This is a genomic window from Myxococcus hansupus, assembly GCF_000280925.3.
Taxonomy (GTDB): domain Bacteria; phylum Myxococcota; class Myxococcia; order Myxococcales; family Myxococcaceae; genus Myxococcus; species Myxococcus hansupus.
Map to the genome: position 1 here is coordinate 9,099,773 of NZ_CP012109.1, position 26,959 is coordinate 9,126,731.

At 69.9% G+C, this 26,959-nt stretch carries 21 protein-coding genes; 9 read left to right on the forward strand and 12 right to left on the reverse strand.

The genetic code is table 11. The features are described from left to right. Positions 1-9 precede the first annotated feature (9 nt). The 3 genes from A176_RS35915 to A176_RS35925 form a co-directional block, all read right to left on the reverse strand. Positions 10-1,326, reverse strand: a complete 1,317-nt coding sequence (locus A176_RS35915; RefSeq protein ID WP_002633898.1) for a TIGR02270 family protein — start codon at positions 1,324-1,326, stop codon at positions 10-12. 37 nt (positions 1,327-1,363) lie between these two features. Continuing rightward, on the reverse strand, positions 1,364-2,395 hold the full coding sequence (locus A176_RS35920) for a DUF2169 family type VI secretion system accessory protein (protein ID WP_002633897.1): 1,032 nt from the start codon (positions 2,393-2,395) through the stop codon (positions 1,364-1,366). A gap of 91 nt (positions 2,396-2,486) precedes the next feature. Continuing rightward, the gene (locus A176_RS35925) at positions 2,487-3,110 is read right to left on the reverse strand and encodes a hypothetical protein (protein ID WP_002633896.1); all 624 of its coding nucleotides are present in this window, start codon (positions 3,108-3,110) and stop codon (positions 2,487-2,489) included. 193 nt (positions 3,111-3,303) lie between these two features. On the opposite strand from A176_RS35925, the gene A176_RS35930 reads away from it, so the two are divergent. Genes A176_RS35930 through A176_RS35945 form a run of 4 tightly spaced genes read left to right on the forward strand, consistent with a single transcriptional unit; the run spans position 3,304 to position 9,794 of the window. Further along, on the forward strand, positions 3,304-6,171 hold the full coding sequence (locus A176_RS35930; RefSeq protein WP_044889944.1) for an FG-GAP-like repeat-containing protein: 2,868 nt from the start codon (positions 3,304-3,306) through the stop codon (positions 6,169-6,171). Beyond that, positions 6,168-6,941: a hypothetical protein gene (locus A176_RS35935; RefSeq protein ID WP_002633894.1), complete on the forward strand. Its 774-nt coding sequence runs from the start codon at positions 6,168-6,170 to the stop codon at positions 6,939-6,941. The genes A176_RS35930 and A176_RS35935 overlap by 4 nt, the downstream gene beginning before the upstream one ends. A gap of 7 nt (positions 6,942-6,948) precedes the next feature. Continuing rightward, the gene (locus tag A176_RS35940; RefSeq protein WP_002633893.1) at positions 6,949-8,616 is read left to right on the forward strand and encodes a GH3 family acyl-acid amido synthetase; all 1,668 of its coding nucleotides are present in this window, start codon (positions 6,949-6,951) and stop codon (positions 8,614-8,616) included. Then, positions 8,613-9,794 (forward strand): aromatic ring-hydroxylating oxygenase subunit alpha, encoded by a 1,182-nt coding sequence (locus A176_RS35945; RefSeq protein ID WP_002633892.1) that lies wholly within the window; start codon positions 8,613-8,615, stop codon positions 9,792-9,794. Before A176_RS35940 ends, A176_RS35945 begins: the two co-directional genes overlap by 4 nt. A 17-nt stretch (positions 9,795-9,811) precedes the next feature. Here A176_RS35945 and A176_RS35950 read toward each other — a convergent pair whose 3' ends face one another. The 3 genes from A176_RS35950 to A176_RS35960 form a co-directional block, all read right to left on the reverse strand. Continuing rightward, positions 9,812-11,236: an ATP-binding protein gene (locus A176_RS35950; RefSeq protein ID WP_002633891.1), complete on the reverse strand. Its 1,425-nt coding sequence runs from the start codon at positions 11,234-11,236 to the stop codon at positions 9,812-9,814. A 254-nt stretch (positions 11,237-11,490) separates the two neighbouring features. Beyond that, positions 11,491-12,081: a hypothetical protein gene (locus A176_RS38485; RefSeq protein WP_002633890.1), complete on the reverse strand. Its 591-nt coding sequence runs from the start codon at positions 12,079-12,081 to the stop codon at positions 11,491-11,493. Between the two features lie 149 nt (positions 12,082-12,230). Then, complete coding sequence (locus tag A176_RS35960; protein WP_002633889.1) at positions 12,231-13,475, reverse strand: trypsin-like serine peptidase; 1,245 nt, start codon at positions 13,473-13,475, stop codon at positions 12,231-12,233. Positions 13,476-13,611: 136 nt separating this feature from the next. Between A176_RS35960 and A176_RS35965 the strand changes: the two genes are divergently transcribed. Further along, entirely contained in the window at positions 13,612-14,037 is a 426-nt protein-coding gene (locus A176_RS35965) for a 2TM domain-containing protein (protein ID WP_002633888.1), read from the forward strand. A gap of 11 nt (positions 14,038-14,048) precedes the next feature. Here A176_RS35965 and A176_RS35970 read toward each other — a convergent pair whose 3' ends face one another. After that, positions 14,049-15,026 carry a gamma carbonic anhydrase family protein gene (locus A176_RS35970; protein WP_226994092.1) on the reverse strand — a complete coding sequence of 326 codons (978 nt, stop codon included), beginning with the start codon at positions 15,024-15,026 and terminating at the stop codon, positions 14,049-14,051. Positions 15,027-15,327: 301 nt separating this feature from the next. Here A176_RS35970 and A176_RS35975 point away from each other — a divergent pair, with 301 nt between their 5' ends. Further along, entirely contained in the window at positions 15,328-16,782 is a 1,455-nt protein-coding gene (locus A176_RS35975) for an MATE family efflux transporter (protein WP_044889943.1), read from the forward strand. A gap of 18 nt (positions 16,783-16,800) precedes the next feature. Beyond that, positions 16,801-18,654 (forward strand): PPC domain-containing protein, encoded by a 1,854-nt coding sequence (locus A176_RS35980; RefSeq protein WP_021781208.1) that lies wholly within the window; start codon positions 16,801-16,803, stop codon positions 18,652-18,654. Between the two features lie 6 nt (positions 18,655-18,660). Here the strand turns inward: A176_RS35980 and A176_RS35985 are convergent, their stop codons facing one another. Further along, positions 18,661-19,767, reverse strand: coding sequence for a hypothetical protein (locus A176_RS35985; RefSeq protein ID WP_002633884.1), 1,107 nt, complete (start codon positions 19,765-19,767; stop codon positions 18,661-18,663). A gap of 106 nt (positions 19,768-19,873) precedes the next feature. On the opposite strand from A176_RS35985, the gene A176_RS35990 reads away from it, so the two are divergent. Continuing rightward, positions 19,874-20,071 carry a hypothetical protein gene (locus tag A176_RS35990; protein ID WP_002633883.1) on the forward strand — a complete coding sequence of 66 codons (198 nt, stop codon included), beginning with the start codon at positions 19,874-19,876 and terminating at the stop codon, positions 20,069-20,071. Positions 20,072-20,107: 36 nt separating this feature from the next. On the opposite strand, the gene A176_RS35995 is transcribed toward A176_RS35990, so the two are convergent. The 4 genes from A176_RS35995 to A176_RS36010 all read right to left on the reverse strand — a co-directional run bounded on the left by A176_RS35995 (position 20,108) and on the right by A176_RS36010 (position 25,751). Further along, the gene (locus tag A176_RS35995; protein WP_002633882.1) at positions 20,108-21,781 is read right to left on the reverse strand and encodes an ABC transporter permease; all 1,674 of its coding nucleotides are present in this window, start codon (positions 21,779-21,781) and stop codon (positions 20,108-20,110) included. Beyond that, positions 21,778-22,824 carry an ABC transporter substrate-binding protein gene (locus tag A176_RS36000; protein ID WP_002633881.1) on the reverse strand — a complete coding sequence of 349 codons (1,047 nt, stop codon included), beginning with the start codon at positions 22,822-22,824 and terminating at the stop codon, positions 21,778-21,780. Before A176_RS36000 ends, A176_RS35995 begins: the two co-directional genes overlap by 4 nt. Positions 22,825-22,941: 117 nt before the next feature. After that, a complete protein-coding gene (locus A176_RS36005; protein WP_193409826.1) occupies positions 22,942-24,183 on the reverse strand; it encodes an SO2930 family diheme c-type cytochrome in 1,242 nt (413 codons plus the stop codon). Positions 24,184-24,206: 23 nt separating this feature from the next. Next, positions 24,207-25,751: a parallel beta-helix domain-containing protein gene (locus A176_RS36010; protein ID WP_002633879.1), complete on the reverse strand. Its 1,545-nt coding sequence runs from the start codon at positions 25,749-25,751 to the stop codon at positions 24,207-24,209. Positions 25,752-25,950: 199 nt separating this feature from the next. Between A176_RS36010 and A176_RS36015 the strand changes: the two genes are divergently transcribed. Further along, positions 25,951-26,874: a heme-dependent oxidative N-demethylase family protein gene (locus A176_RS36015; protein ID WP_002633878.1), complete on the forward strand. Its 924-nt coding sequence runs from the start codon at positions 25,951-25,953 to the stop codon at positions 26,872-26,874. Positions 26,875-26,959 lie beyond the last annotated feature (85 nt).

Below are 26,959 nucleotides of genomic sequence, written 5' to 3' on the forward strand. Positions count from 1 at the left end.
TCTATTCCGTTACTCCTGACCCAGGAAGTGCTTCAGGGGCGCGCGGACATCCGCTTCCCGAAAGGTCCAGGGCCGCACCAACGCAAACCGTTGCTGGAGCGCGGGCGTACGCGTCTCCAGTCGCTGCGTCCCCCGGCTCCGCAGCGTGGCCTCTTGTGCCAGCACGTGCCTGCGCCGCATGGGCTCCTGACGCAGGGCTTCCTGCAGCACGGGCGCGCTGAAAGGCTTGCCCCGGAGGTAGCGTCCTTGCGTGTCGAAGCGCTTGCGAGCCTCGGCCCACCACGCGGTCACCCGGTCCGCGGCGGCGGCCGGCAAGTCCTCCTCGGGCGAAGGCGTGAGGTCGGCGTCGAGGTCCTCTTCTTCGAGTGGGATGTCGGCCTCCTCCTCGTCCAGCTCACGCCGATAGACACCCTCCAGCTCCAACCCGGTGATGGCGGAGAATGCCTCCGAGGCGAGCTTCGCGAAGCGGAGGTCCTCATCCCGCATCCAGGCGAGCGCGGCCTCGGCCACGGAGACGCGGCCACTGAAGCCCAGGGCCCAGACGGCATCACAGCGCAGCGCGGTGACGCGGGTCAGCGCGAGAAGCGCCTCCAGGTCCGACGGCTCTCCACCCAGTGCGAGCCACTCCATCGCCCGGCGGCTGCCGCGCGCCTGCTGCGCGACGAGTTGCTGACAGCGCCGCAAGGCGGAGCGCGAGCCCAATGCCACGCCCAGGGCCAAGGCGGCGTCGCGGACCTCCAGCGAGGGCGAGTCCAGCAGCGGGTGAAGCATGCGCGGCTCCACGCGGGCCGGTGTGGCGCGCGCGGCCCGGAGCGCGGCGGCCGTCACCTCGGGGGACTCGCTCTTCAACGCCGGGAGCAGCGCGGCGCCAGCATCCCATCCTCGCAGTGCCTGCACTTCGAGCACCGCGACCCGTGCGCTGTCGGGAAGGGATGAAGGCAGGGCCGCCAGTCGGGCTTCGAGGTCCTCGCGCTCACAGCGCTCCAGCGCCCTGCGCAGCGCCTGGTGCTGGAACTCCGTCCCTTCCTTGAGCAGTCCGAGCACGCCCGCCACCTGCGCCTCCTGGAGCAGCAGGGCCGTGGCCGCGGTGGCGACGAGCGCCGCGTCTTCTTCCTCCAGCGCGGGCTTCAGCAGACGCGCGGCGACGGCGTGACCGCCGATGAGGAGCCCGTCGACGTGCGCGCGCAGCCGCTGCTCCTGCTCCGCGGCGTCTTCGAGGGTATGGCGAGAGGAGCGATAGATGTTCTCCAGCCGCGCCCACAGGAACGCGCCCTCGGAGAGGTGGCGCTCGGAAATGGCCCAGCCGTGAACGATGTCCGGGTACATGTGACTCCAGTGTCCGCGGGGTCCAGGAGAAAGGCGTTCACGCCTTCGTGGACACGCCCTCGGCGGTGATTCGCACGCGGCTCAGGTCGTGCAGTCCCTCGTCGAGCACCACGTGTCCGCGCCACATCAACTGCACCTGCTCCGTGTCGGTATCGAGGATGACTGTGTCCAGGCGCATCTCCGGCTTCGCATCCTCGCGTCCCACGAGCGACAGCATGACGACGGGCGCTGCCTGTCCCGGGAGCGCGAAGGCGCGGCGGCCCTTGGGCGATGCGCCGGCGATGATGACGGGCTCGTCCCCCTTCAGGTAGCCCGGCGCCACCAGCCCTGGCGCGGCGGCGTTGAAGAAGCGCCGATCGAAGTCCTTGGGGAGCAGGGGCTTGCGCGTCTTGTTCCACGTCTCGTCGTACGTGCCGCCCAGCTTCGAGCGGGGCTGCCAGTGGGGCGACGTGAAGCCGAAGCAGGTGGGGAGCACCCGCTGGCCGAACTCGCGCAGCGACTCCGTCGCGGGGTCCTCCAGGTTGGGGAGCTTCAGCCCTTCCTCGAAGTGACGCGGGCTCGCGCGAAACCCCACCCCCACGGGGTTGCGTGGCTCGAACGAGGGCTTCGCCGCGTCCGTCTTGTCCCATCCGCCAAAGGCTCGCTCCCAGGTCAGCGGAAGCTTGTCGAAGGGCAGCGGCTTCGTGGCGGCCACCCGGCCCATGCTCTTGAACCAGGTCCGTTCCCCCACCACGCGCACGGCCTTCTTCAGCGGCCCCACTTGAAGGGCCACCAGCACCTCCGTGGCGCCCTTTTGAGGCGCGTGGGCATGGCCAATGAGGGCCACATCCGTGGCAGGTTTGATGAAGGCGCACTCGGGTTCGTACTTGTCGCTGGACGCCCCGGGCTCACCCCAGGCTTCGCCGCCCCAGCTCACGGGCACCTGCTCCTCCGCGAGCTTCAGTCCGTCGTCGCCCATGGCGTAGGTGGCCTTCACGACGAAGAGGCACAACGGCCGGCCGTCCTCGTCGCAGAGGCCCATCATGTCGAAGGCGAAGGGCGTCTCGTTCTCGAGGGTCGGATGTCCCATGTGAGCTCAGGTCCCCCGGAGGCGGAGGCCTCCGTCACTAGGACGCCGAGTGTATCAGTCTTTGACTGACGCGCGCCCCCCGAGATGGCGCTCAGGCACTGGCCGCCAGCAGCCCCACCAGTCCCGCATACAGTGGCACGTTGAGCGCCAGCGTCAGCCGGTTGATGCGGCGGAACCGGGCCTGCTCCTCGTCCGCGAACCAGATGCCGTCCTCGCCGGTGGTGCGGCCCTCTACGGCGTGGAAGAACAGCGCGGCATAGGCGACCTCGACGACCAGGCTCACGAGGACGAGGCCCAGGAAGGCCAGGGCCCACACGTCCCCGGGCGCGAGCACGCCGAGCCAGCGCGCTCGGCCCCAGAACAGGCCGCCGAGCACCAGGGCGATGCACGCCACGTCATGGGCCACGCCGTAGGGAGGCCGCCAGCGCTTCACGCCGTAGAGCAGGTACAGCTCCGCGATGCCGCGCAGCCACATGAACGCGGCGAAGGCCCCCAGCACGCCGCGGGCCTCGCCTGGCACCGCGGTGTCCAGCGCCACGAGCGGGCAGACGAGGAACCAGAGGAAGACCGCGTAGAAGAGCCACGCCAGCTTGGGCCCGGAGATGCGTCCGCCGCGTGAGCCCTTCACGTTCTGCGTGTGACGGAACCAGCCCGCGGCCAAGGCGCAGAGGGCCGCCAGCAGGGCGAGCAGGATGAGCGTGTGCGAAGAGAGCATCGGTGCCGGATGTTCGTGCGGTGGGCGCGTGTGCCCGAGGCTTGCAACGTCGTGCGCGTCGAATGACGACCGCGACAGGTGAACACACGCGGCGGGGGCTGTTGCAAGCCCCTGCCCTGAATGGACAGGGCGCACGGCGCAAGGCACGCTCCGCTCGCGCGTGCGGACGCGCTACGGCGGGAGGCCGGCATCCATGAGCGCTGGACCCGGGGTGAACCCGGCTGCACAGGTGTACGCCCCATTGCACACGGCGCCACGTGCCGAGCGATGGGGCTGGGTGTGGCCTCGCTGGAACGACCCACGCCTGCCCTTCGCCTTCCTGCTGACGCTCTACGGTGTGCTCGGCTTCACCTTCTTCGGCTTCAACCGCAGCCCGTGGCAGATGGCCGCCATCGTGGTGACGGGCAGCCTGCTGGACATGGCGCTCGGGTGGGTGCTGAAGCGGCAGAAGGTCGTCCCCCTCAGCGCCTACATCTCCTGCTGTTCGCTGGCGCTGCTGCTCAACTACTCGCATTCGAGCTGGCTGCTGCTCTTTCCCGTGTGGATCGCCATCGGGTCGAAGTACGTGCTCACCTTCCAGGGACGCCACGTCTTCAATCCGTCGATGTTCGGCGTGGCGATGTCGCTGCTCTTCACCCGCGAGCTCATCACCGCCGCGCCCGCGTACCAGTGGGCCAACGGCGAGGTGGCCCTCTCCGCCTTCATCCTCATGGCGGCGCTGGTGCTCTTCTTCTTCCGCGTGGGCCGGGGTTGGCTGGTGGTCAGCTTCCTGACCTTCTATGCGCTCCAGACGGCGCTGAGGGCCTACGTGATGCGGCATCACCTGCCGCCGGAGGTCCTCTTCCTCGGCACGCTGGGCGCGCCGTCGTTCTTCATCTTCGTCTTCTACATGCTCACCGACCCGGCCACTTCACCGGGGACGCGGCGTGGGCAGATTCTGCTGGCGCTGGCCATCACGCTGGTGGACCTGGTGCTGCACTTCAAGGAGAGCGTCTACACGTTCTTCTACGCGGCGCTCACCTGCGCCACCGCGCGCTTCGTCTTCGTCCATGCGCGCGCGGCCTGGCAGCGGGGTGGACGTGACTCCCTGCGCGCGTTGGTGTCCTCGGGCTGGTTGAAGCGCGCGGCCGTGGTGGGTGGGCTGGGCTCCGTCATGCTGGGCGGCTACACGTTGGCCGCCGCGCCGGGTGTCCGGGCGGCGCCGCTCGCCTTCCGGATGGAGCGTGTGGATGTCCGGGCCGCGGGGCTGGGCTCCACCATGGGTCGCACGCTGGAGGAGCTGGACCCTCGGCTCGGGCACGTCGCGAAGTGGTTGGTCGCGGTGGGCGATGCCGTCGCCGTGGGGGACTACGACGGTGACGGACGGCCCGACCTGTTCATCACGCACCCGCTGGGCCGCCCCGAGGACCACGCGGTGCTCTACCGCAACCTGGGGGACTTTCGCTTCGAGCGTGTGCCCGTGCCCGCGTTGGAGCGCTTCGCCACGCGCTACAAGGAAGAGGGCCTGCCGGGCGGCGGAACCTTCGTGGATTGGGACGGAGATGGAGACCTGGACCTCGCGGTGGCGGTGGCCTTCGGGCCTGTCCGCCTGCTGCGCAACACGCTGCGAGAGACGGGCACGCCGGGCTTCGAGGACGTGACGGAGGCGGCGGGCGTCGGCGACCACGCGGTGAGCCTGGGCCTCACCTTCCTGGACTATGACCGCGACGGGCACCTGGACCTCCTCGTCCTCAACGTGATGACCACGCACCTGCCGGACTACGCGCCGCCCGTGCCGCTCAACCTCTTCCGTTTGCCCCAGCCCGAGCACCCCGACGACCGGCGCATGTTCCGCTTCATGCACGACGGCTGGCACAACGCGACCAACGGCGGGCTCAACGCGCTCTACCGGGGCCGGGGAGATGGCACCTTCGAGAAGGTGGACATCGCCGCCATGGGGATGCCGGAGACGCACTGGTCGCTCGCGGTGAGCACGGTGGACTTCAACCGCGACGGTTGGACGGACCTGTACGTGGCCAACGACTTCGGGCCGGATGACATCTACCTCAACGAGGGCGGCAAACACTTCCGGCGCGTGCAGGGCCGGCTCTTCGGGGAGATTGGGAAGGACACGTACAAGGGGATGAATGCCTCCGTCGCGGACTTCGATCGCAACGGCTGGTTGGACCTGTATGTCTCCAATGTCCACCACTCGCTCCAGGCGGAGGGCAGCCTGTTGTGGATGGTGGGGCCGGGCAAGGACGCCTTCACGCCTGAGTTCCGCGACGAGGCCACCTTCCGTGGCGCGCTCAACGAGCGGCGCTTCGGTTGGGGCGCGGCGGCGGGCGACCTGGACAATGATGGCTGGCCCGACCTGGTGCAGGCCAACGGCATGGTGGACGACCGGTTGGACGCGGAGCGGTGGCGCATTCCCGACGGACAGCGGAAGGACTACTGGTACGTCAATCACAAGCTGATGCAGTCCGGTCCGGAGATTCACACGTACGCGGACAAGTGGGGCGACATCCGAGGCCGCACCATCTACGCGAACGAGGCGCGCCGCGCGTATCTCAACCTGGGTGACGCGAAGCCTGGACACTTCGTGGACATGGCGAGGGAGCTGGGGCTGGACGACCCGGACAACTCGCGAGGCGTGCTCCTGTCGGACCTGGATGGTGACGGCGACCTGGACGTGCTCATCACCAACCAGCACGGACCGGTGTCGCTGTACCGCAACACGCTGCGCGCCGAGGGCGGTCCGGACACGCACTTCGTGGGCCTCACCTTGGTGGGGCAGGGGGACCGCACGCACCGGAGCGCGGTGGGCACGCGGGTGGTGCTCTCCTACGACGACGGTGGGAAGCGCGTGGAGCAGGTGCAGGAGGTGGGGCTGATGGGCGGCTTCTCCGCGTCGGCGGATGCCCGGCTGCACTTCGGGCTGGGAGGGTACTCGGGGCCGGTGACCGCGCGGGTGCACTGGTACGGCGGCTCCGTTCAGGAGGTGTCGCTGACTCCGGACGTGACGCACGAGCTGCGGCAGCCTCCCGTCACCGATGCGCTCCAGGGACGCACGCGTCCATGATGTCTCCGCTGAAGGGCTCGACGGTGCGGCGGGACTCGCTCACGGAGGTGCAGCGGGCGCAGATGCTGGCGCTGATGCAGCTCTGCTACGCGGGCGTGTCGCCCGAGCGGTTCGCGGCGGACCTGGAGGACAAGCAGTACGTCATCCTCCTCCACACGCGTCGCACCGGTGAGTTGGTGGGCTTCAGCACGCTGCGCGTCGCCGAGGAGTCCACCGGAGGCAGACAGGTGGAGGTGGTGTATTCGGGGGACACGGTCATCCACCCCGACTGGTGGGGGCACAAGGTGTTGCAGGTGTGCTTCGGGCGCTTCGTGTTGTCGCGCAAGCTCCGCCGTCCCCTGCGCCCGCTGCACTGGCTGCTGTTGAGCGCGGGCTTCAAGACGTACCTGCTCGCGGTGAACTACTTCCCTCGGACGCTGCCCCGGCGGGACTGGGCGCCGCCGGTCGGGCGGGCGGACTTCCTCCACGCGCTGGCCACCCGCTGGTTCGGTGAACAGTACGACGCGGTCCGGGGCACGCTCCGCTTCGATGGCGCGCATTACCGCGTGCGTGATGGCGTGGCCCCCATCGACCGCGCGGCGGCCTCGCATCCCGACATCGCCTTCTTCGCCGAGCGCAACCCTCGCCATGGCGAAGGCGAGGAGCTGGTGTGTCTGGTGGAGATCCGCTGGTGGGACCTTTTCCGGGCCTTGGGGCGCAGCGTGTCCGGGCAGCTCCGTGGGTGGGCTCGCCGCGGGCTGCGACACGCGGGCGTGCGCGTGGGGACGTGAGAACGCCGTGATTCCGTCAGCGCTACCACTCGAGGGGCTGCGCGCCGTGCTCGCGCCGTCCGCGCTGCGCTTCCACCGGGCCCTGCGAAATCCCGAGGCCGCGCAGGCGGTCTGTCTGGAACGGGTGCTCCGCTCTGTTCGCGGGAGCCAGCAGGCGGAGCGCATCGCGGGCTTCCGTCATCTCCGAAGCACGAGAGACTTCCAGGACGCGGTGCCGTGGGTGACGCCCGACGCGCTCGTGCCGGACCTGGAGCGAATCGCCGCCGGTGCGTCCCGCGTGCTCACGCGGGAGTCCGTGCTGCGCTTCGAACTCTCCGGGGGTTCTTCTGGCGCGAGCAAGCGCGTGCCCGTGACGCGGGGCCTCCTGGACGAGTTCCAGCGCGCGTTGTCTCCCATGCTCTTCGAGATTCTCCACCGGAGGCCCTCGGTGCGGATGGGACCCAGCTACTGGTCCATCTCGCCGCTGGCGCGGAAGCAGGAGCGAACGGCGGGGGGCATTCCCGTGGGCAGCGCGGACGACAGCGCCTACTTCTCGCGGACCTTGCGCCCCTTGCTGTCGCGCATCTTCGCGGTGCCGGGGGACGTGGGGGCGCTGCCAGACGTGGAGTCCTGTCGCTACGTGACGCTCTGGCACCTGGTGGCGTGCGAGGACCTGACGCTCATCAGCGTGTGGAACCCCAGCTTCCTCTCGTTGCTCATGGCGGCGCTGGAGCGGCACGGCGACCGGCTGGCCGAGGACCTGCGTCGAGGCGTCTGCCGGCCACCCACCTCCGGGGCGGGACAGGACGACGCGGCCCTGCGACAGGTCATGTCCCGGATGTGCTTCTCGCCGCGTCCCGAGCGGGCCTCGCGCCTTCGTGACCTGTTGCGAAGCGGAGGGAGTGCTCGGGAGCTGTGGCCCCGCTTGTCGCTGCTCAGCATGTGGACGGATGCGCAGGCCGCTCACGCGCTGCCCGCCGCATGTCAGCGATTCCCTGACGTGGAGGTGCAAGGCAAGGGGTTGTTGGCCACGGAAGGTGTCGTCACCGTGCCGCTCTTCGATGCGCCCGCACCCGTGCTCGCGGTGCGCAGCCACTTCTACGAATTCATCGACCCCGAGCAGCCCACCTTGCGTCCGCGCCTCGCGCACGAGCTGGAGCAGGGGCGGACGTACGGGGTGCTGCTGACCACGTCGGGCGGGCTGCTCCGTTACCGGCTGGGAGACCTGGTGCGCGTGGAGGGCTTCCGGCAGGCCACGCCCTGCTTGCGCTTCGTGGGCAGGGCGGACGCCGTCTGCGACCTGGTGGGCGAGAAGCTCTCCGCCACCCGGGTGGGTGCCGTGTTGGATGCCATCCTGCCGGAGCACTTCGGTGGCGCGCGGCCCCGCTTCGCCATGCTCGCGCCGGAATGGGCGCCGACTCCGTCGTACGTCCTGTTCCTGGAGACCCAGGCGCCCCTCGCACGGCTCTCCGCCGCCGCCGAGGCCGTGGAGCGCGCCTTCTGTGAGGGGCATCACTACCGTTACGCGCGGGAGCTGGGGCAGTTGGGCGCCGTGCGAGCGGTGCGCGTGGTGGAGGGGGTTCGCCACTATGAGTCCCGCTGTGTCGCTCTGGGCCAGCGCGCGGGCGACATCAAGCCAGTGGACCTGCACCGCCTGCCGGGTTGGTCCGACCACTTTTCTGGAGCCGCCGCATGAGACAGCCGCTGCACCTGCTCCCGCGTGATGTCGCGCCGGTGCCGAACGTGGACCTGGAGGCCGAAGCCGACCTCGCTCGCTGTGGCGCGCTGAAGGACTATTGGTATGTCGCGTGTCTCTCCACGGAGCTGAGGCCGGGCAAGCCCCTGGCGCGCACGCTCTTCGGGACGGGGCTGGTCCTCTTCCGCGATGCACAGGGGCAGCCCACCGCGCTGAGGGACCGGTGCCTGCACCGCAATGCGCGGCTGTCTCGGGGCGCGGTGTTCGACGGCCGCATCGGCTGCCCGTACCACGGCTGGGTCTACGACGCGTCGGGCGCCGTCGTGGAAGTGCCCTCGTTGGGGCCTTCGCAGCGGAGCGAGTTGCTCAACGCGGAGGCCTGTGCGCGGGAAGGGCTCAAGCCCGAGCCCTGCGCGCTGGGCCGGGTGTCTCGCTTTCCCGCCGTGGAGCAGGACGGCCTGGTCTTCGTCTACATGGGCGGCGACGCGCCCGCGCGGGCCGCGCCCTTCCGCGTCCCTCACTGGGGCCAGGACGGCTGGACCGTCTACTTCATGGTGACGCGCTTCCCGAACGGGGTGACGAACCTCGTCGAGAACTTCATGGACGTGCCGCACACGCTCTTCGTGCATCCGGGGTGGTTCCGGAAGCCCGCTCGCAAGCGCGTGCCGGCCACGGTGCGGCGCGCGGAGGGCAGCGTGCTGGTGACGTACAAACAGGCGCAAGACACCCTCACGGGGCTGGGCCGCCTGTTCAATCCCCGGGGTCTGCCGCTGGTCCACACGGACATGTTTCACGTGCCCAACGTCACGCGCGTGGATTACCTGTGGGGCGAGCATGGCTTCGTCATCAACTCGCAGTGCACACCGGCAGGGCCCACGGACAGTTGGGTCTACACGGCCATCAGCTACCGGCTGCCCGTGGATGTGCCGGGGGCACTCGTGGGGCGTGCCCTGAAGCCGCTGGTGCGCTGGTACACGCGGCAGGTCATTCAGCAGGACGTGGACATCATGGACATCCAGCGTGAGGCCTTGCTGGATGGGCCCGGCGGCGGCGTGTACTCCGGCACGGAAGCGGATCTGCACCACGCGGACATCGAGGCGTATCGCCGGTGGTTGCGCGAGGGCGGCCAGGGCTCGGGGCCCGAGGCCGCCGAGCGCGACATGGTCTTCTGGATTTGAGGGCGGGGCCGCTGTCGTTACAGCGGGTGATAGGGCAGCTCGACGATGAACGTGGCGCCCTTTCCGGGTTCGCTCTCCACGCGCAGCGTGCCGCCGTGGGCGGACACGACCTGTCTCGCGGCCCAGAGGCCCAGTCCCAGGCCGCCGAAGGCGCTGGAGGAGACGGCTCGCTCGAAGCGCTGGAAGATGCGCTCGTGATGCTCGGGGGCGATGCCAATCCCGTGGTCTCTGACGATGACCCGGGCGTGGTCCAGCGCGGCCTCCACCCGGACCTCCACGGGCCTGCCTCGGCCGTACTTGAAGGCGTTGACGAGGAGGTTGCCCACCACCTGTTGAATCCGCAGGGGGTCCCAGACGCCGGGGATGCTCGTCGCGTCCGTTCGCAGGTGGACGTTGCAGTCGGCCTCGGCCGCCGTCGTCATGGCGCGGGAAACCGTGTCCCGGACGAGGCGTGACAGGTCGAGCTGCTCCACCATCAATGGCACTTGCCCGTCCCCCAACCGAGAGACGTCGAGCAGGCCATCGATGTGCGTGGCGAGCCGCTCCGTGTGGCGGATGGCCTTGTCCAACCGCTCCAGCAGCCGTCCTCCGCCGTCCTTCCTCGCCGCCGCGGAGGGCAGGGACTGCAGTTGGAGCTGGAGCGCGGTGAGGGGCGTCTTCAATTCATGGCTGGCCAGCGCCAGGAATTCATCTCGGCTGTGGAGCGCGTCGCGCAGGGCCTGTTCGGCCTGACGGCGATGCTCGACCTCCGCCATCAGGGCCTGGGCGCGCTGCTGGAGGAGGGTGACCTCGAGCATCCGAGCCTCGGGTGCTTCGAGCCGCAGGTAGCTTTCGGTGGGGATGACACGCGCGTGGGCCTTGCAGACGTCCCGGAAGGGCCGCGAATGCTCCGCGTTCCCGAAGTGCCCGATGGCATAGGTGCACAAGAGGGAGAGTGGATACATCACGCCGAGGTCGTTCCACATCGACTCCAGCGCGACCGCCACGTCCGGCATTCCGTCCTGGCAGAGGACATCCACCATCTCGCCGTAGGCGCGCACCTTGGTGCCGGGCCGCGCCGTCTCGAGGCTCCGCTCCAGCACGGCGCCGACGACTTCCCGGAATCGCTCCCAGTCCGGGCGACCGTTCACCATGAAGCGAGCCAGGGTTTCACGGGCATCGAGCAGGGTGAGTTGTCCGGTTTCGACGGCCGCGGCGGTGTCCACGCCCGCGGTCATGAGCCGGGCGATGAGCTGCTCCCGGTGGGACGTCTGCGCGATGATGATGAGCGGGTCCCCTCGCGCAAGCCCGCCCGTGATGTAGGCCTCGATGATGTCGATGACAAAGGCCTCGTCCTCGTAGAACTGGACGGTATGGGCATGCTCCGACGGCGGGCCGACGAGCGGTTCGCTGGTTTGCGGCCGGTGGTGATTCCCAAGAGATGCGGCGTCGGATGGAGGCATCGTTCTCACCAGGTGCGTGGGCGCCTCATTATTCTGTCGCGTGGTTTGGGCGCGGAACGACCCCGAAGGGCAGGCGAGCGACAGGAAGGCATCACTTCTCCGCCGGGCTCGCTTGACTCGCGTTGGGACTGAGCGCCGTCCTCGAGACGCCGAAAATGCTTGGGGCGCAGGGCACCGGAGTGGAGGTCTCCGGGCCTGCGCCCCTGAGGCCCCGATTGGGGCCGTGGCTCGATGATGTGCTGGCTGCCGTCGGTCTACCCGCGCCGCGGGCCGTGGGCGGTGCCACCGCGCGACGGGTAGTCGCGGCTCAACCGCTGCTGCCGCTCACGCTCGATGCGTGCCAGTCGCTCACGCTCCTGCCGCTCACGCTCGATGCGTGCCAGGCGCTCCCGCTCCTGACGCTCGCGCTCGATACGGGCCTGACGCTCACGCTCCTGCCGCTCACGTTCGATACGGGCCTGACGCTCCCGCTCCTGCCGCTCGCGCTCGATACGGGCCTGACGCTCCCGCTCCTGACGCTCACGTTCGATACGGGCCTGACGCTCCCGCTCCTGACGCTCACGCTCGATACGGGCCTGACGCTCACGTTCTTGGCGGCGCTCGCGCTCGATACGCGCCAGCCGCTCCTTCTCCTGTCGCTCGCGCTCGATACGCGCCTGCCGCTCCCGCTCCATCCGGTCACGTTCCGCGCGCTGTCTGGCGGCCTGGCTGTTGGAGTTCTGCGCCCACGACGAGGTGTTGCCTGCCTTCTGGATTTCGGAGGCGCCGTGCACGGTCTGCGCAAGGACAGGGCTTCCCGCGGACATCGCGATGACCACCAGCACCTGCATCAGCTTCCCACGCATGGCTGCCTCCCTTTCGTGGCCGGTGTGGCCAGGATTCGTCGTCGTGTTCCTTCTGACGGGGGGCATCGCGGCGCATTCACCGGCGGGTATTTCGATTCATGAACGAGGCGGGCGCGCACCCGGGCCGTGGTGCGCGCCCCGGCCCTCTCTCACGGATAGAGCGACTTGAAGTAGCTGATGGTGCTGTTCCAGGAGGGCGTCAGGTGCCCCATGGTGTTCGGGAAGGAGTTCCCCGCGCAGCCGGTCCCCGTGCAGTAGTACTGGTTGTACTGCCCCACCACGACGGGGCCCGAGACGGGCGCGTCATACGAGTAGATGGGCGAGCCACTCTGGCCCGGGCTGCCATCGCAACTGATGTCGATTTCCCGGTGCCACCCATCCGCGTCCGGGCTGTACGCGTTGCCCGTCCTGCACAGGTTGACGTCGCCATACAGCGTCCGCGACGTGCAGCTCGCGGGTGCCGCCGCCCCCGAGCAGCCGGGGTAGCCACGCATGTACATGCTCCACTGCTTGAGCGTGTCCGTGGACGCGTTCCAGTGTCCCATCCAGCCCGGGTGGCCGTTGGGGAAGTTGTCCGCGAGCACCATGATGGCGAAGTCGTGGGGATTGCAGTTCCCGGCGTTGTTGCAGGTGCCGTTGATGTACTGCTCCGGCACCCAGTACCAGATGGCGTCCTGGACGCCCCACGTCGCGGAGGCGCCGTCCCGCCGCGCCGTGAAGGTGTTGAAGATGGGGTGCCACCCGCTGTTCGCGCTGACGACACAGTGGGCGGAGGTGACGACGACCCGGCGTCCCACGAGCGAGCCCGAGCACCCAGCGCTCAGATGTCCAATGGTCCGGTACGGCCACGAGTTCGAGGCGTAGCCATCCGAGATGGCCATGCGGATGCGCGTGTCCACGCCGTTGCTCCACGTCTGCCCGGAGACGGTGTCCGACGTCGCGGGCTCCTCGCCACGCACGGGCTGCGCGGAGGCATCGTCGAGCGTGCCTCGGGACGCGCCATTCAAGCCCCGCCGAGCCAGTTCGTCCGCCACGCGGCCCAGGTTGGCCTCATCGGTGCGCAGGCGGTACGCCTTCTGGTTCTTCAGGTCGATGCCGATGAAGCTCCGCTCCGTCGAGGGCCGCTCCGGCGTCGCCGTCTTGGCGCTCGCGGCGCGCTCGGGGGACCGCGCGGCGGCTTCACGGAAGAGCTCCTCCGCGTTCACGTCGGTCAGCAGTTGGACGTCGCCCAGGGCTTCGAGCCGCGGGAGCTCGGCCCCCACTGTCTCTCCCATCCAGGCTTCCGGGACGATCTGGACGGGCGCCTCTTCCTGTGTGCGGGCGCCTTCGTTGCCACACGCAGCGGCCATCAAGCCGAGTGCACAGAACATGGACCTGCGAATGCCACGAAGCATGGGTGTCCCCTTCGCTGTTGTGAAAATGGGTGAGGCGCGAAGAGAACGGGCGGGGCGCGAACCCTTCGCCCACGGGGGTGAAGCGGCGTTGTGTCCGGTCGACGCAGTCAGTCCGCCGCGCTAGCGTTCCGGCTTCATGGCGACCACCCGGCAGCGCAGCGCACCTCCCAGTTTTTCCCAGGAAGAGGCCGCGGACATCATCCGAGAGGCCACGACGCGGGCCCTCTCCGGCAAGGACCCGGACCGCGCGCTCACGCGGGAGGACTTGCTGGCGATGGCCCGGGAGCTGGGCGTGAGCGAGACCGCCGTGGAGAGCGTGCTGTCCTCGCGCGCGGGCCGGGACAAGGCGAAGCGGCGCCTGCGCACGGCCTATCTCGGCCTTGTGTCACACGCGACCAGCTACACCATCGTCATTGGCGGGCTCACCCTCATCGACCTGTTCTCCGGGCCGAGCTGGTGGGTGCAGTACCCCGCCATTGGTTGGGGCATGGGACTGGCGTTCCATGCCATGGGCACGGTGCGCGCGGCCGTTCAGCAGGCCGAGCGGCACCGGTCGGAGTAGTTGCGCGCTAACTAACCAATGCGCCGCAGGCCGGGCAGGTCCTCGGGCCGCAGGGCCCAGCGCGGCACGGGGGGAAGCGACGTCAGCGTGCCCGTCTGGGCCGCTGGGAAGCCATCCACGTGGGCACCGTCCGCGAAGTTGCTGCCCTGCTTCACCAGGCTGCCCGCGCCCACGAAGCTGCCGCGTCCCAGCCGCGTTCCGTCGCAGAGGATGGCGCCCGGCTCCACCACGGTGTTCGCGCCCACGTGGCTGCCATGCACCGTGCAGCCCGGGCCAATGATGACGCCGTCCTCCAGCGTCAGGGCATGGTCCGACAGCCGGTGCAGCACGGTGTTGGCCAGCACCTGAACACCCGCGCCGATGCGCACCGGGCCGCTCGCGTCACCGAGGATTTTGACCCCGGGCCCGATGATGCAGCCAGGGCCGATGATGACGTCTCCCGTCACCTCGGCCGAGGAGAAGAGGGTGGCGGTGGGGTGCACCAGTGGGTGCTTGTCGCGAAACGTATAGAGCTGTCCCATGGGGGCGTCCTCTGCGCGATCTCTCGCGGAGAAAGCGGTGAGTGGTTGGCCAGGAAGGTCGAGGCTGCCGCCGCGTCGCTTCCGAAGCCGTTCCAGGTCATCCGCGGTGGTTCTGCGAAGAATGCGGCCGGGCCGTCCCGCGACGACGGAGTCGTCCGGCACCACGATGCCCGCGGGAATGACGGTCCCTTCGCTCAGCAGGCAGCGAGCGCCCAGCCGCGCGCCGGGCATGAGGATGGAGCCGCTCCCCACGTCGCAGAGCGCGCCGACCTCCGCGCCCAGCACCAGGCTGCGGTGGTCGAGCAGGGTTCGCTCTCCCACCGAGACCGGGTGCTGTGGCAGTCCGATAACGACACTGTTCTCCAACACGGCCGAGCCGGCGCCCAACTTCACGGCGCCGTCATGGGAGCGCACCACCGCGCCTTGCGCGATGATGGCTCCTGGACCCAGGTGGAGAGTTCCCAGCACCCGCGCGCTGCTGGAGAGGCTGAAGTGCGCTGCCCCCCCTGCTGGCACGCCGGGCGCACTCTCGTGCGGCAAGCTGATGACCATTGCGGCGGACCCTACACCCATGGGCGCTGCATCCCGACGGCCCGACGGCGCAGGTAGGTTGTCCAGCGTCCGACGGTCGCCCGCCCGAGGCTTGCCCTGCGGAGGCTGCTCGCTCGTGGCGTGAGGGAGTGGGAGCCGCGCGGTCAGGAGGGGTGGGGCGCATCGTCCCTGGACCTCTTCGCGCCAGGCTGACAGAAGGGCGCCCACGGAGGAAGGCATGTCTGACACGTCCTCGGCCGGAGTTGAATCCGTGCCGGCGGAGGCAGGAGGTCCACCCGAAGGCGGCGCGCCAGGGCGCTGGGCGTCGTTGAAGGAAGCCCTTCACGGAACGCAGAAGGACCTCACGAAGCTGCCAGTCCGCCACGCCATCTTCCTGCTCGCCGTGCCGATGGTGCTGGAGATGATGATGGAGTCCGTCTTCGCCGTCGTCGACGTGTTCTTCGTCGGGCGGCTGGGAGCGGACGCGGTGGCGTCAGTGGGGCTGACGGAGTCGCTGCTCACCATCATCTACGCGGCGTCCGCGGGGTTGAGCATCGGCGCCACCGCGTTGGTGTCCCGCCGCATCGGTGAAGGGGATTCGGAGCGGGCCGCGCGCACGGCGGTGCAGGCGTTGGGGCTGGGCGTCGTGCTGTCCATCCCGGTGTCGGTGGCGGGCGTCTACTTCGCGCGGCCGCTGATGGCGATGATGGGCGGCTCGCCGTGGGTGTTGGAGCACGGCATCCGCTACACGCAGGTGATGTTGGGCGGCATGGGCAGCGTGCTGCTGCTGTTCCTCATCAACGCCATCTTCCGGGGCGCGGGCGACGCGGCCATCGCCATGCGCGTGTTGTGGCTGGCCAACGCCATCAACATCGTCCTGGCGCCGCTGCTCATCTTCGGCGTGGGGCCCTTCCCGGAGCTGGGCGTCATGGGCGCGGCGGTGGCCACCACCTTCGGGCGGAGCTGCGGCGTGGTGTACCAGCTCTACCGGCTGGCGAAGGGCTCTGGGCGGCTCCGGCTGCGCCGCGAGCATCTGCGCCTGGAGCCCGGCACCATGGTGGCGATGTTGCGGATGTCGGGCGCGGGCACGGTGCAAGCGCTGGTGGGCACCACGAGCTGGGTGGTGCTGGCGCGCATCGTCGCGACGTTCGGCAGCGCGGCGGTGGCGGGCTACACCATCGCGCTGCGCGTGGTGCTGTTCGCGCTGCTGCCATCCTGGGGATTGAGCAACGCGGCGGCCACCCTGATGGGGCAGAGCCTGGGCGCGAAGAAGCCGGAGCGGGGCGAAGAGGCCGTGTGGACGGCGGCCCGCATCAACGCCGTGTTCCTGGGGACGCTGGGGCTGGTGTTCTTCCTGGCCGCCGAGCCGGTGGTGGGCATCTTCACCCAGGACGCCGCGGTGATGCGGGAGGGCGTGATGGCGTTGCGCATCCTGAGCGCCAGCTTCCTGTTCTATGCTTTCGGCATGGTGCTGACGCAGGCGTTCAACGGCGCGGGAGACACCGCCACGCCCACGCTCCTCAACATCTGCTGCTTCTGGGCGCTGGAGCTGCCCCTGGCCTGGGTCCTCTCCGGGCCCATGGGCATGGGACCTCCGGGGGCGTTCCTCGCCATCTCGGTGGCCTTCTCCGTGATGGCGGTGGTGGCGGTCATTCTCTTCCGGCGCGGGACCTGGAAACACCGCGTCGTCTGATGGGGAGGGCGGGACGTCATGTCGCCTGCATCGCGTTCCGTCCGTGCCCCCGGGGTGCTCCGGGGGACACTGTTGTGGGTCCTGGTCGTCTTGTCGTGCAACACCGTGGAGGTCCCCGGAGACGCGGAGGCCTGCGCCGGACTGCAATGCACGGCGGGGACCTGCTTCTCCAACGCGGGGCAGCCCATGTGCCGCTGTGGCCCGTGGGAGGCGGCCGCGGAGCTGACGTGCTCCGTCGCCACCTTCCGGCAGCCGGATGACCATGGGGGCTCGCCCGACAGCGCGACGGTGCTGACGCTCCCCATGTCCCCGCGCGAGGCCCGCATCAGTGAGGGCACGCGCGTGGAGATGTGGGACCGCGACCTGTTCGCCGTCACCGTGCCCGAGCGCGGCCTCTATGCCTTTTCATGCACCCGGCTGACGCTGGCGGAATGTCGGGTGCGGCTCCTGGATGCGGAGGGGCGGAGTCGCCACGTGCTCGCCGCCAGCGAAGGGGCTCGGGAGTCGTGGTTCGCGACCCTCACCGAAGGCACCTGGTACTTCGAGGTCTCCGGTGGCGCGTCCGCGGGTCGTTACAACTACCAACTGGTGTCCCTGGGGACGGACGACCACGGGGATACGTTCGAGGAGGCCACGGTGCTGGAGGAGGGCTCTCGTGGCCCGTTCTCCGTGCGGCTCTCCCACATCTTCGACCAGGACATGTTCGTCTTCCGGTCGCAGGTGGGCCATGGCTATCGCTTCATCTGCGAGGCGCCTCCCGGGCCTGGCCTGTGGATGGAGCTGGGGTTCGATGACTTCGCGTTCGTGGACCAGGCCTCTGGCGCGACAGGGGCGCCGCTGGCGCTGAGCCTGGGCGCGACGTCTGTCCATACCTGGCGCGTCAGCATCGTGGCCGACAGCGGCCCGTTCCCGGTGGAGGCTCGCTGCCGTTTCGAGGACCTGGGGCGTGATGAACACGGAGACACGCTGGAGACCGCCACCCCCGTGACGGCGGGCGTGCCCGTGGGCCTCACCCTCCAGTCTCGCGATGACGTGGATGTCTTCTCCTTCGCGGGGGAAGCCGGTCATGTCTACTCGGTGCGGACGGACGGCGCCGGGCCGTGGTCCGCGCAGGTGGTGGATGGGACGGGCGCGAACGTGGCCTCGTCGACGACGGACCGGCTGCGGGCCCGGGTGGGCACCGCGGGCACCCATTACCTTCGCATCCAGGGCGGGCCCGACTGGGAGCACACCTTCTCGCTGACGCTGGTGGATGCCGGGGTGGATGACCACGGGGACTCGCCGCAGACCGCGACCGTCATCACGCCGGGAACCACCGTCACGGGCCGCTTCGAGACACCCGCCGACACGGACGCCATCGCCTTCCTCGCGGAGCCCGGAGGCATCTACCTGGCGACCTATGCGCCGTCCGAACGCCTGTCCTTCAACCCTCGCGGCGTCGCGGGCAGCCTGACCCTGGGCGAGGGCCGCCACCTCTTCGGCGGATGGGAAGCCGGGCCCGTCACGATGATGTTCCAGCCTCGGAACGACGCGGAGGGCTTCTCGTTGCACTTGGAGCAGGTGGCCGTCGATGACCACGCCGACCACAGCGCGGAAGCGCAGCAGGTGAGGTTGCCGGTCGATATCTCCGGCGTGGTGCAGACAGCCATCGACACGGATGTGTTCTCCGTCAGGTTGGAGGAGGGGCGCAGGTATCGACTGGGGCTGGACACCGGTCCGCTGGCCGTGACGCTGGTCGCGCCCGGAGGCGGGTTGTCCAGGCCCGTGTCGGGTGTGCTCGTTCCCGTCTTCACGGGCCCCCACTTGATGATGCTCACGGGGGCCTCGGGGCTGGCGCAGGTCCCGTGGCGCGTCACGCTTCAGGCTGAGTGAGCCCGGTCAGGGCAGACAGATTTCGAAGCCGGTGCGTCCTGAAGGGAAGACCTCCCGAGCGCGTGAGGCCGGCGTCACGGCGTAGAGGTGGAAGTCGAGCCGGCGCTGCAGAAATCCCTTCAGCGCGGGCGCCAGCGGGTCCACCGCGTCTTGATACAGCGTGAAGAAGTGGAAGCCCTGGCCGTGGAAGTCCGCGTACACCTGCTCCACCAACGCGCGGAGGATGGCGGGGTCCTCGCCGCGCACGTAGGTGTTGCAGAGGTAGAAGTAACGGAAGTCGCTGCCGGGCGTGGGCAGACGCGGTGCTCGGGCGACGGAGGCCAGCGTGTTCCATCCCCACCGCACCCAGCGCATGCCGCCGCGGTAGGCGTGGACGCGGTAGCGCTTCACGGCCTCGGGGTTCCAGGCGGTGGTGCAGCCCACCAGGGCGCCACCCGCGTCGAAGGCGAGGTAGGTGTCCTCGACGCGCAGCCCGGGCCAGTGCGCGAAGCGGTGCTCCAGCTCGCCGGTGTCGAAGCGGTAGCCGAAGGGGCGGGTGCGGTGGTCCGCGTCCAGTCGCGCCGCGATGGCGGGGACATCCGCGGGCGTGGCGCGGCGCACGGTGTAGGCGCCGCGCGGGGGACGGCGGCGTAGCAGGAACTGGATGGACACGGCGGAGAAGCGGCGCAGCAGGGCGTAATGAGGCTGGCTCACGCGCCCGGGCCGCTTTCTGACGAGCGCTTGAAGCGCCGTGGCGTTGGAGGCCATCACCGCCGTGAGGAAGGTGTCCACGCCCAATCGCTGGGCGCTCTCCTCGAGCATGGGCCCGTAGAAGCGCGCGACGCCACGGGCCCGTCGCGCGGAGAAGCGGGTGCGCAGGTCGCCCAGGTACCCGACCCGGCACGGGCGGCCTTCCAACCAGCCCTCACGGACGTGGAGGGTGCCCATCCCGTCGAGCTGTCCGGGCGCGCCGTGAACCCAGACCTCCGTCTGGCCGCGCTGCATGTCGTAGAGGTGGAAGTAGTCGGGCTCGCGCTGGGAGGAGAGGACCAGGTCGCCCTGCATCGGCACCGCGCCGAACAGGTCGAGCAGCGCGGCGTTGTCATCACGGGTGGCACGTCGGAGGTCGCTCATGCGGCGCCGTGGAGCCTACTCCGGACGTCGCCGTTTGACGCGGGGCGTGCCCGGTCCGGCGTCAGGGTCCGGCGATACGGTGGACGCTCCCCAAAGGAGCCACGACATGAAGAAGACGCTGAATGGAATGGCGATGCTGATGGCGTTGGGCGTGGGGCTGGCCGCGGGCTTTGGAATGGCCTTCGCTCCCGCGACGGCCCAGGCCGAGGCGCGAGGCTCCGCGCGCATCTGCCCGGACTGTGACCTCATCTGTGGTGAGGGCTACGGCCGCTGCAATCCCGCCGGGTGGTGTGAGTGCTGGTAGCCCGCATCCCGGTGTGACGGGGGGCCCGGTGGTCCATCACCGTCTGTCGATGGGCCGCCGGGCCAGCAGCGCGAGCATCGCTTGCCCCATCACCACCAGCACGACGAAGGCGCAGGCCAGCACCGCGGCGGCGGCGGGGTCGGCGTAGCTCTGGAGCTCGAAGAGCAGCGTGCCCAGCACCTCGGTCCCCGCGGGAACGAGCAGCACGGACATCGTGATTTCTGTCGCGCACGCCAGGAACGCGAGCACGAAGGCCGCGGTGAGCGCGGGCCGTAGGAGTGGCAACGGCGCATCCACGAACGCCCGCCAGGGCCCCGCGCCGCTGACGCGCGCCGCCTCCGTGAGGGAGGTGTCCAGTTGCGCGAGCGCCTCCTCGCTGTTGCGCGCTCCCAGCGCGAGGTACTTCGCCACATAGGCGATGAGCAGCAGCCACGGCGTGTGCGCCAGCGCGAGCACGAAGGCCACCCGGTCCATCAGGATGAAGCGCAGGTCCCGGGAGAACACGAGCAGCAGCGCCAGGGCCAGCACTGTTCCCGGCACCGCGTAGGGCCAGACGGCCAGCGCCTCGACGCCCGCGCCCAGCCGCCGCGAGCCCCGTCGCAGCACCGCCGCGGCGAGCCCCAGCCCACACACCAGCGTGCCCGCCCCCACCGCGAGCAGGAGGCTGCGCCCGGTGGCGTGCAACGTGCGGGGCTCCATCAACACGCCCGCCCAGTGCGTCAGCGTCAGCTCGCTCCAGGCCAGCCGGGCGCCGAAGCTGCGCTGGAGCGACGTGAGGAAGATGGCGCCCAGGGGCAGCAACACCAGCACCGTGGCCGTCAGGCCCACCGCCACCAGGACACTGTTTCGCGCGGTGCCCAAGGGGAAGGGCCTGGCCGACAGGCCCTTTCCCGCGCTCAGGCGGACGCGCCCGGTCCGGCCCAGCATCTGGTTCACGCCCATGGCCAAGGGGGCCAGCAGCAGGAGCGAGGCCGCCAGCAGCGCCGCGCGCCCCAGTCCCGCGTCGCCTCCCATCAACACCAGCTCATAGATGCGCGTGGTGAGCACCCGCGTGGGCGGCGAGGCCGACACGCCCAGGAGGTAGGGGACGCCAAAGGACGAGGCCGCCATGAGGAACACCATGACCGCGCCGGACAGCAGCGAGGGCAACGCCAGGGGCAGCGTCGTGGTCAACAGCACCCGAGGCGTCGATGCGCCACACACGCGCGCGGCCTCCTCCATCGCCGGGTCCACGCGTCGCAGGGCCGCCGCGCCCGCGAGCAGCACCAGGGGAAGCCCCGACACACCTTCCACGAACGCGATGCCCACCGGGCCGTAGATGTCGAAGGTGTCCGCGCCCAGCAGCCGGTTGAGGTACCCCGCGCGAGGGCTCGCGAGCGACAGCCAGCCCATGCCCCAGATGAAGGCGGGGACGGCGGAGGGCAGGGTGAACAGCACCGTGAAGGCGCCGCGCAGGGGCAGGTCGGTGCGGAACAGCACCAGCGCCAGCGGTGTCCCCGCGACGAAGGCCAGCACCGCCGCGCCCGTGGCGATGGTCAGCGTGTTGCCCAGCGCGCCCCGCTCCGCGAGCAACCACGTCAGGCCCCCGTCCTCGACGGCCCCCAGGCCGCGCCAGAGCAGCGCCGCCACCGGGAGCACGGAGAAGCCCAGCACCGGCACCAGCCACGCGCCGAGCCCCAGCCACCAGGACCTGGCCGCCGCGGCGCTCATCGCGCGAAGGCCTGCTGGAAGCGCTCCTTCACGGCGCCGCCCTGGGTGAGGCCTCGCTCGAGCAGCTCGGGTGTCCAGGGGCGCGCGCGCTCCAGCAGCGCCTCGACGCCGGGTTCTCCCCTGGGGCCTGGGAGCCTGGGGTCCACCGCGTGCATGTCGCCCTGCTCGACGATGATGCGCTGGCCTTCGGGTGACAGCAGCACGTCCACCACCGCCTTCGCCGCCACGGGGTTGGGCGTCGTCGCGAAGAGGGCCGCGGGCCCGGGGATGACGACGGCACCGTCGGTGGGCCACACCACCTGGATGGGACTGCCGCGCGCCTGGGCCGCGAGCACGTTCTCCAGGAGCAGCACGCCCGCGTCGGCCTCGCCGCTCTCCACCTTCTGGAGCACCGCCGCGTTGCCTCCCGCGACAATGGCGCCGCGCTGGCGCAGCCCCGTGAAGAAGGTCGCGCCGTACCTCGCGTCACAGAACACGGCCCATGTGAAGGCGGTGCCCGACGTGAGCGGATCGCCAATGGCCACGCGCCCCGTCCAGGGGCCTTGGGCCAGCGCCTCGAAGGACGTGGGGGGCGGCGGTCCACCCTTCCGGTAGACCAGGACCATGGTGGACAGGCGCAGGGCCGCGTAGCGCGCATCCAGGTCTACCAGGGCGCGGGGCACGCGGAGCACGTTGGGCGAGGCATGGCGGAGCAGGGCGCCTTCGCGCGCGAGCCGCTCGTAGAGGAACGGGTCGGAGGTGGCCAGGAGGTCCGCGCGGACGGCGCCCGCGGCGCGCTCGGCTTCCAGGCGGCTGGCCACCTTCTCGCTGCCGGCCTGGTACCAGTGCACCTGGACGCCGGGCAGCCGCTCCTTCAGCAGGGGCTCCAGCGCGTCCAGGACGTGCCGGTACATGGACGTGTAGACCCAGACGTCTCCGGACGGTGTGCCCTCGCGCGTGGGGGCCGGCCCGGCCGAGGGCGCGGCGGACTCGATGCGGCAGGCGGCGAGCAGGATGAGCGCGCAGGTGAGGCCCGCGCCCCGGAGCAGCGTGGGCAAGGACATGCGCCCCGGATTATGCGGCACGCGCGCGCCCTGTCACGCGGCGTGGGCGTCACGGCCCGGAAAAGCGAAGCCCCTCCGCGCGCGAGGCACGGAGGGGCCGCTCAGCAGGCAACGGGCCTACTTGCAGGACTGCGGCGGCATGGCGTCAATCCAGTCCGCGATGAGCCTCGATGCCTGGTTGTGACGCAGGGCGCGGCCCAGCTCCGGCATCATCTTCCCCGACTCCTCGGTGTCCATGCGGTACCAGAGGATGGACGTCGAGTGGCTGCCGGGGACGATGTCGAACTCACCGCCCACGCCGCCGCCCGCGGACCCGGGCCGCTTGCACACGCCCAGCGTGAAGGCGTCCGTGTTCTCGACGTTGAGGAACAGCCGGCTGGTGGTGCCCGACGTCGCCTTGGGGTTGTGGCAATGCGCGCAGTTGATGTCCAGGTAGGTGCGCGCACGGTGCTCCAGGCTGGCCTCCTCCTCGTTGAACGCGTTCGGCGCGCGCGGCACCGAGTCGAGCGGCGGCAGCCCCGTCAGCCGGCCCAGGTTGGCCAGGTGCTGGAGCTGGTTGAGGGCCTCACCGCCGTAGTCGTGCTCCCGGTTGAGATACCGGGCCTTCACGCCGATGGGCACCAACACCTGGTTGTCCTGTGCGTCCTGGACGTGGTGGCACTTCAGGCACTGGTTCTTGCTGGGCACCAGGTAGTCCAGCCGCCGCTCCACGCCGTCCTCGCCGATGAAGCGCACGTCGCGCACGACGCGGCCGCCGTTGGCCAGCGTGGCCTCCGTCTGGGCCTCGTTCCAGAAGTAGGGGAACGCCTCCCAGCCACCGGGCCGCCGCACCAGCACGCGCGTTTCAATGACGCGCACGTTCTCCTCGGGCACGCGGAGGTCCGCGGGGAAGGCGAACGTCTTGGTGATGATGGTGCCCACCGGCAGGTCCAGCACTTCGCTGGCCGAGTACCGGGCCGAGGTGTCCGGCGGGATGAACAGCGTGCGCGTCTTCACCGAGTAGTCGGAGAAGAGCGGCGTGGTCAGCGTGTAGGGGATGTTCCCCTCCACCGGCCGCAGCCCGCCCGCCGCCGGTGTCCCGGTGAAGAGGCCGAAGCCCGACAGCGTGGTGGGCGGGAAGACCTCGCCGGCATCCGGTGTGCCCGCGTCGTCGCCGCCGGCATCCGGTGTGCCCGCGTCGTCGCCCGCGTCACCCGCGTCGGGCGTGCCGCTGTCCTCGGGGGGCAGGCCCGAGTCACGCTCGGTGGTGCCGGCGTCGGGCTGGGGTGTGACGCCGTCCTCGTCACCCGAGCAGGAGGCCAGCGCCGCGGTCAACAGCACCGCGGCGAGGCCCAGGCCCGGGATGAACGGCTTGTGCATGCGTCCGTTCGTCACCAGGCGTCTCAGCGGATGGTGAGGGCCGGGGAGAAGCCGGAGCAGTTGTAGGGCGCGGCGCCCTGCTCATAGCGGCGCGTCTCCTCCCAGGCCGCGGCCACGTTGGGCGTGGGCGACAGGAGGTGGCCACCCACCGCCTGCAGGTCGAAGTCCACCAGCGCGGACCGCGTGCCCTCCGGCAGCGTGTTGCCGGTGACGCAGATGTTGATGGGGTTGGACAGGCTCTCGTTGCGAGGCGCCGGGTCGATGCCATCCCAGAGCACGTGCTCCACGCCCGGGGAGTCATGCACCGCGGCGCCGTAGGCGTACACCGCGCCCACCAGCGCGCCCAGCGGGCGGCGCTCCGCGTCCGGCGTGCCATTGTCCACCCTGCCGCCGCTGCCGCCGGTGAAGGTGTTGTCGTGGATGTAGATGTCCGCGCTGGGGTAGTTGAAGAAACCGGGCGCCCACTGGACGGGGTCCGCCTCGATGGCCAGGCCGCTGAGGATGGCGATGTCCACCGTGTTGTTGTCACCCCACGTGTTGTGCTCGAACTCCACCCGGCGCGAGGCCAGGATGAAGGTGCCGGTGCCGGCGGGGACCTGGGACACGGTGCTGCTGCTGGCCTCCACGGAGGCGAAGTTGGGGCGGTTGTTGCCGGTGATGGTGTTGTGGGCCACGTAGATGTCCGTGCCCCGGATGGGGTTGCCCGGCAGGTCGAACACCACCAGGCCCGTGGTGTTGTCCGTGGCGGTGTTGTTCGTCACGTGCGCGAACTTGGTGTTCTCGATTTCGATGCCGGCCACGTTCTTCTTGGCCACGTTCCGCCGGACGATGGTGTGCGTCGTCTGACCGACGTAGATACCGGCGTCGGCGGCGTTGTAGGCCTCACAGTCCTCCACGAGGACGTAGGTCGACTTCACCGGGTAGATGCCGTACTTGCCGTTGCTCTCCAGGTTCTCCTGGGACCACTCGGTGCGCACGCGCTGGATGAACACGTTGCTGGAGGACTCGATGCGCATGCCGTCCTTCTTGGCGTTCCACACCGTCAGGTCCGTGACGGTGAACAGCTTGCCCACCACGTCCAGGCCGTTGGTGTTCGCGGCCGCGTTGGAGAAGTCCAGCACGGTGCTGGCCTCACCGCCGGTGGCCTCGCCCTGGGCGCCCTTGCCCGCGCCCTTGACGGTGATGCCGTTGGCGCGGATGGTGATGGCGTTGTCGAACTGGAAGGTGCCCGCGCCCAGTTGGATGGTGGTGCATTCGACCAGCGCGTTCACCGCGTCCTGGAGCTCCTGCTCCTCGCCCGGGTTGAACGTCAGCGTGGCCTGCTCCTTGCCCTCACACGAGAAGTCCCGCGGCCAGTTGGCGGGGTCCGCCACGCCGCCGGTGCCACCGTCACCCGTGCCGGCATCCGTGCCCGCGTCCGTGCCGGCGTCCGTCGGCGTGCCGGAGTCCGGCTGGCCCGCGTCCGGCGTGTTGTTGTCGTCGTCGTCCGAGCAGGCAGGAAGGGCGAGCAGACCCACGAGGGCCAGGAGCGCGGCACGAGGCGCGCGCGACAGCGGCAGAGGATGCATCAGGTATCTCCCGAGGAAGTGCTGCGACCTGGGCTGCCGAGCAGGGGGCTCCAGGGCTCAGCCAGGACGTGCGAATCCTCTCTGTGAAAGTGGGCAACCTCAAGGGTGAGACATCAAAAACAGCCACACTGCCCGTGACGCGATGCGTTCTGCAACACGGTTGATAAATTGCTCCAATCCTTCATGAGAGGTCCAAGCAGTGCTGCCTTACTTCCCCTTCGAGCAGGATGTCTTTTCAATGTCGCTGGGCGTGCGTGCGCTGCGGCCTGAGGAGACACTCATTGAAGTAGACGCGCCGCGCTATGCGCATGAGCTGGGGTTGAAGACGTCGCTGCTGGCGGCGGGCCACGCGGAGCGCTTCCAGGGGGGGCCCGACACGGAGCCGCTGCAATGGGAGACGCTGACGGTGCTGCTGCCTGCCATGGCGCGTCAATCTCCGGAGCACTTCGCGCTGGACGTGGAAGGCTCGCGTTGGACGTGGCGCAACCACCTGCTGGGCACGCGGACGGAGTTCACCCCGGGGGAGGCCGCGAGCCTGCCGCAGGCGCCGCTCGACTGGCTCGGGCGCCAGGTGCAGGAGGACCTGCTGCTGCTGGATGGCACGCGTGAGGGGTTTCCACTGGTCGCGGGGCAGTTGTGCTTCCCCTCCGGCTGGTGCCTGGGTGACAAGCTGGGCCTGCCGCTGCTCGCGGTCCACAACCCGGTGCCCCAGTTCAACGCGAAGCTGGGCACCTCCACGCTGAAGTTGATGGAGGGGCTGAAGCCAGGGCGGCCGGTGACGCGCTGCAATTGGGCCTTCAGCGTCACCGAGCGGCTGGACCTGGAGCCCCGCACGCTGCCGGAGTGGCGCCACCTGTTCGACGGCATCACCCCGGACAACGCGGGCGAGCGCTGCTTCCTTCGCCTGGAGCGGCAGACGCTCACCCGGATGCCCCAGACGCGCGCCATCCTCTTCACCATCCACACCTATGTGGCGCCCATCGCCACGGAGGTTGCGGCGCCTGGAAGGCGGCGGCGGCTCGCCAGCGTGCTGCGCTCCGTGCCCGAGGACACCGCCACCTACAAGCGGTTGACGCCGATGCTGGCGCCGCTGCTCGGCTACCTGGAGGCCGCGGAGGGGTGATGGCCCTCGGGGGTTCCCACAGAGGCGGGTAATGAAAAGTCACACCTCCCCCGGGACTGAAAGGGACGCCTCGGTGCTGGGCAAG

What these genes read in the sequence shown, in the direction of transcription:
- A176_RS35915 (WP_002633898.1), bottom strand. Translation starts at nt 1,326, where the DNA reads ATGTACCCGGACATCGTTCACGGCTGGGCCATTTCCGAGCGCCACCTC.
- A176_RS35920 (WP_002633897.1), bottom strand. Translation starts at nt 2,395, where the DNA reads ATGGGACATCCGACCCTCGAGAACGAGACGCCCTTCGCCTTCGACATG.
- A176_RS35925 (WP_002633896.1), bottom strand. Translation starts at nt 3,110, where the DNA reads ATGCTCTCTTCGCACACGCTCATCCTGCTCGCCCTGCTGGCGGCCCTC.
- A176_RS35930 (WP_044889944.1), top strand. Translation starts at nt 3,304, where the DNA reads ATGAGCGCTGGACCCGGGGTGAACCCGGCTGCACAGGTGTACGCCCCA.
- A176_RS35935 (WP_002633894.1), top strand. Translation starts at nt 6,168, where the DNA reads ATGATGTCTCCGCTGAAGGGCTCGACGGTGCGGCGGGACTCGCTCACG.
- A176_RS35945 (WP_002633892.1), top strand. Translation starts at nt 8,613, where the DNA reads ATGAGACAGCCGCTGCACCTGCTCCCGCGTGATGTCGCGCCGGTGCCG.
- A176_RS35950 (WP_002633891.1), bottom strand. Translation starts at nt 11,236, where the DNA reads ATGCCTCCATCCGACGCCGCATCTCTTGGGAATCACCACCGGCCGCAA.
- A176_RS38485 (WP_002633890.1), bottom strand. Translation starts at nt 12,081, where the DNA reads ATGCGTGGGAAGCTGATGCAGGTGCTGGTGGTCATCGCGATGTCCGCG.
- A176_RS35960 (WP_002633889.1), bottom strand. Translation starts at nt 13,475, where the DNA reads ATGCTTCGTGGCATTCGCAGGTCCATGTTCTGTGCACTCGGCTTGATG.
- A176_RS35965 (WP_002633888.1), top strand. Translation starts at nt 13,612, where the DNA reads ATGGCGACCACCCGGCAGCGCAGCGCACCTCCCAGTTTTTCCCAGGAA.
- A176_RS35975 (WP_044889943.1), top strand. Translation starts at nt 15,328, where the DNA reads ATGTCTGACACGTCCTCGGCCGGAGTTGAATCCGTGCCGGCGGAGGCA.
- A176_RS35980 (WP_021781208.1), top strand. Translation starts at nt 16,801, where the DNA reads ATGTCGCCTGCATCGCGTTCCGTCCGTGCCCCCGGGGTGCTCCGGGGG.
- A176_RS35985 (WP_002633884.1), bottom strand. Translation starts at nt 19,767, where the DNA reads ATGAGCGACCTCCGACGTGCCACCCGTGATGACAACGCCGCGCTGCTC.
- A176_RS35990 (WP_002633883.1), top strand. Translation starts at nt 19,874, where the DNA reads ATGAAGAAGACGCTGAATGGAATGGCGATGCTGATGGCGTTGGGCGTG.
- A176_RS35995 (WP_002633882.1), bottom strand. Translation starts at nt 21,781, where the DNA reads ATGAGCGCCGCGGCGGCCAGGTCCTGGTGGCTGGGGCTCGGCGCGTGG.
- A176_RS36000 (WP_002633881.1), bottom strand. Translation starts at nt 22,824, where the DNA reads ATGTCCTTGCCCACGCTGCTCCGGGGCGCGGGCCTCACCTGCGCGCTC.
- A176_RS36005 (WP_193409826.1), bottom strand. Translation starts at nt 24,183, where the DNA reads ATGCACAAGCCGTTCATCCCGGGCCTGGGCCTCGCCGCGGTGCTGTTG.
- A176_RS36010 (WP_002633879.1), bottom strand. Translation starts at nt 25,751, where the DNA reads ATGCATCCTCTGCCGCTGTCGCGCGCGCCTCGTGCCGCGCTCCTGGCC.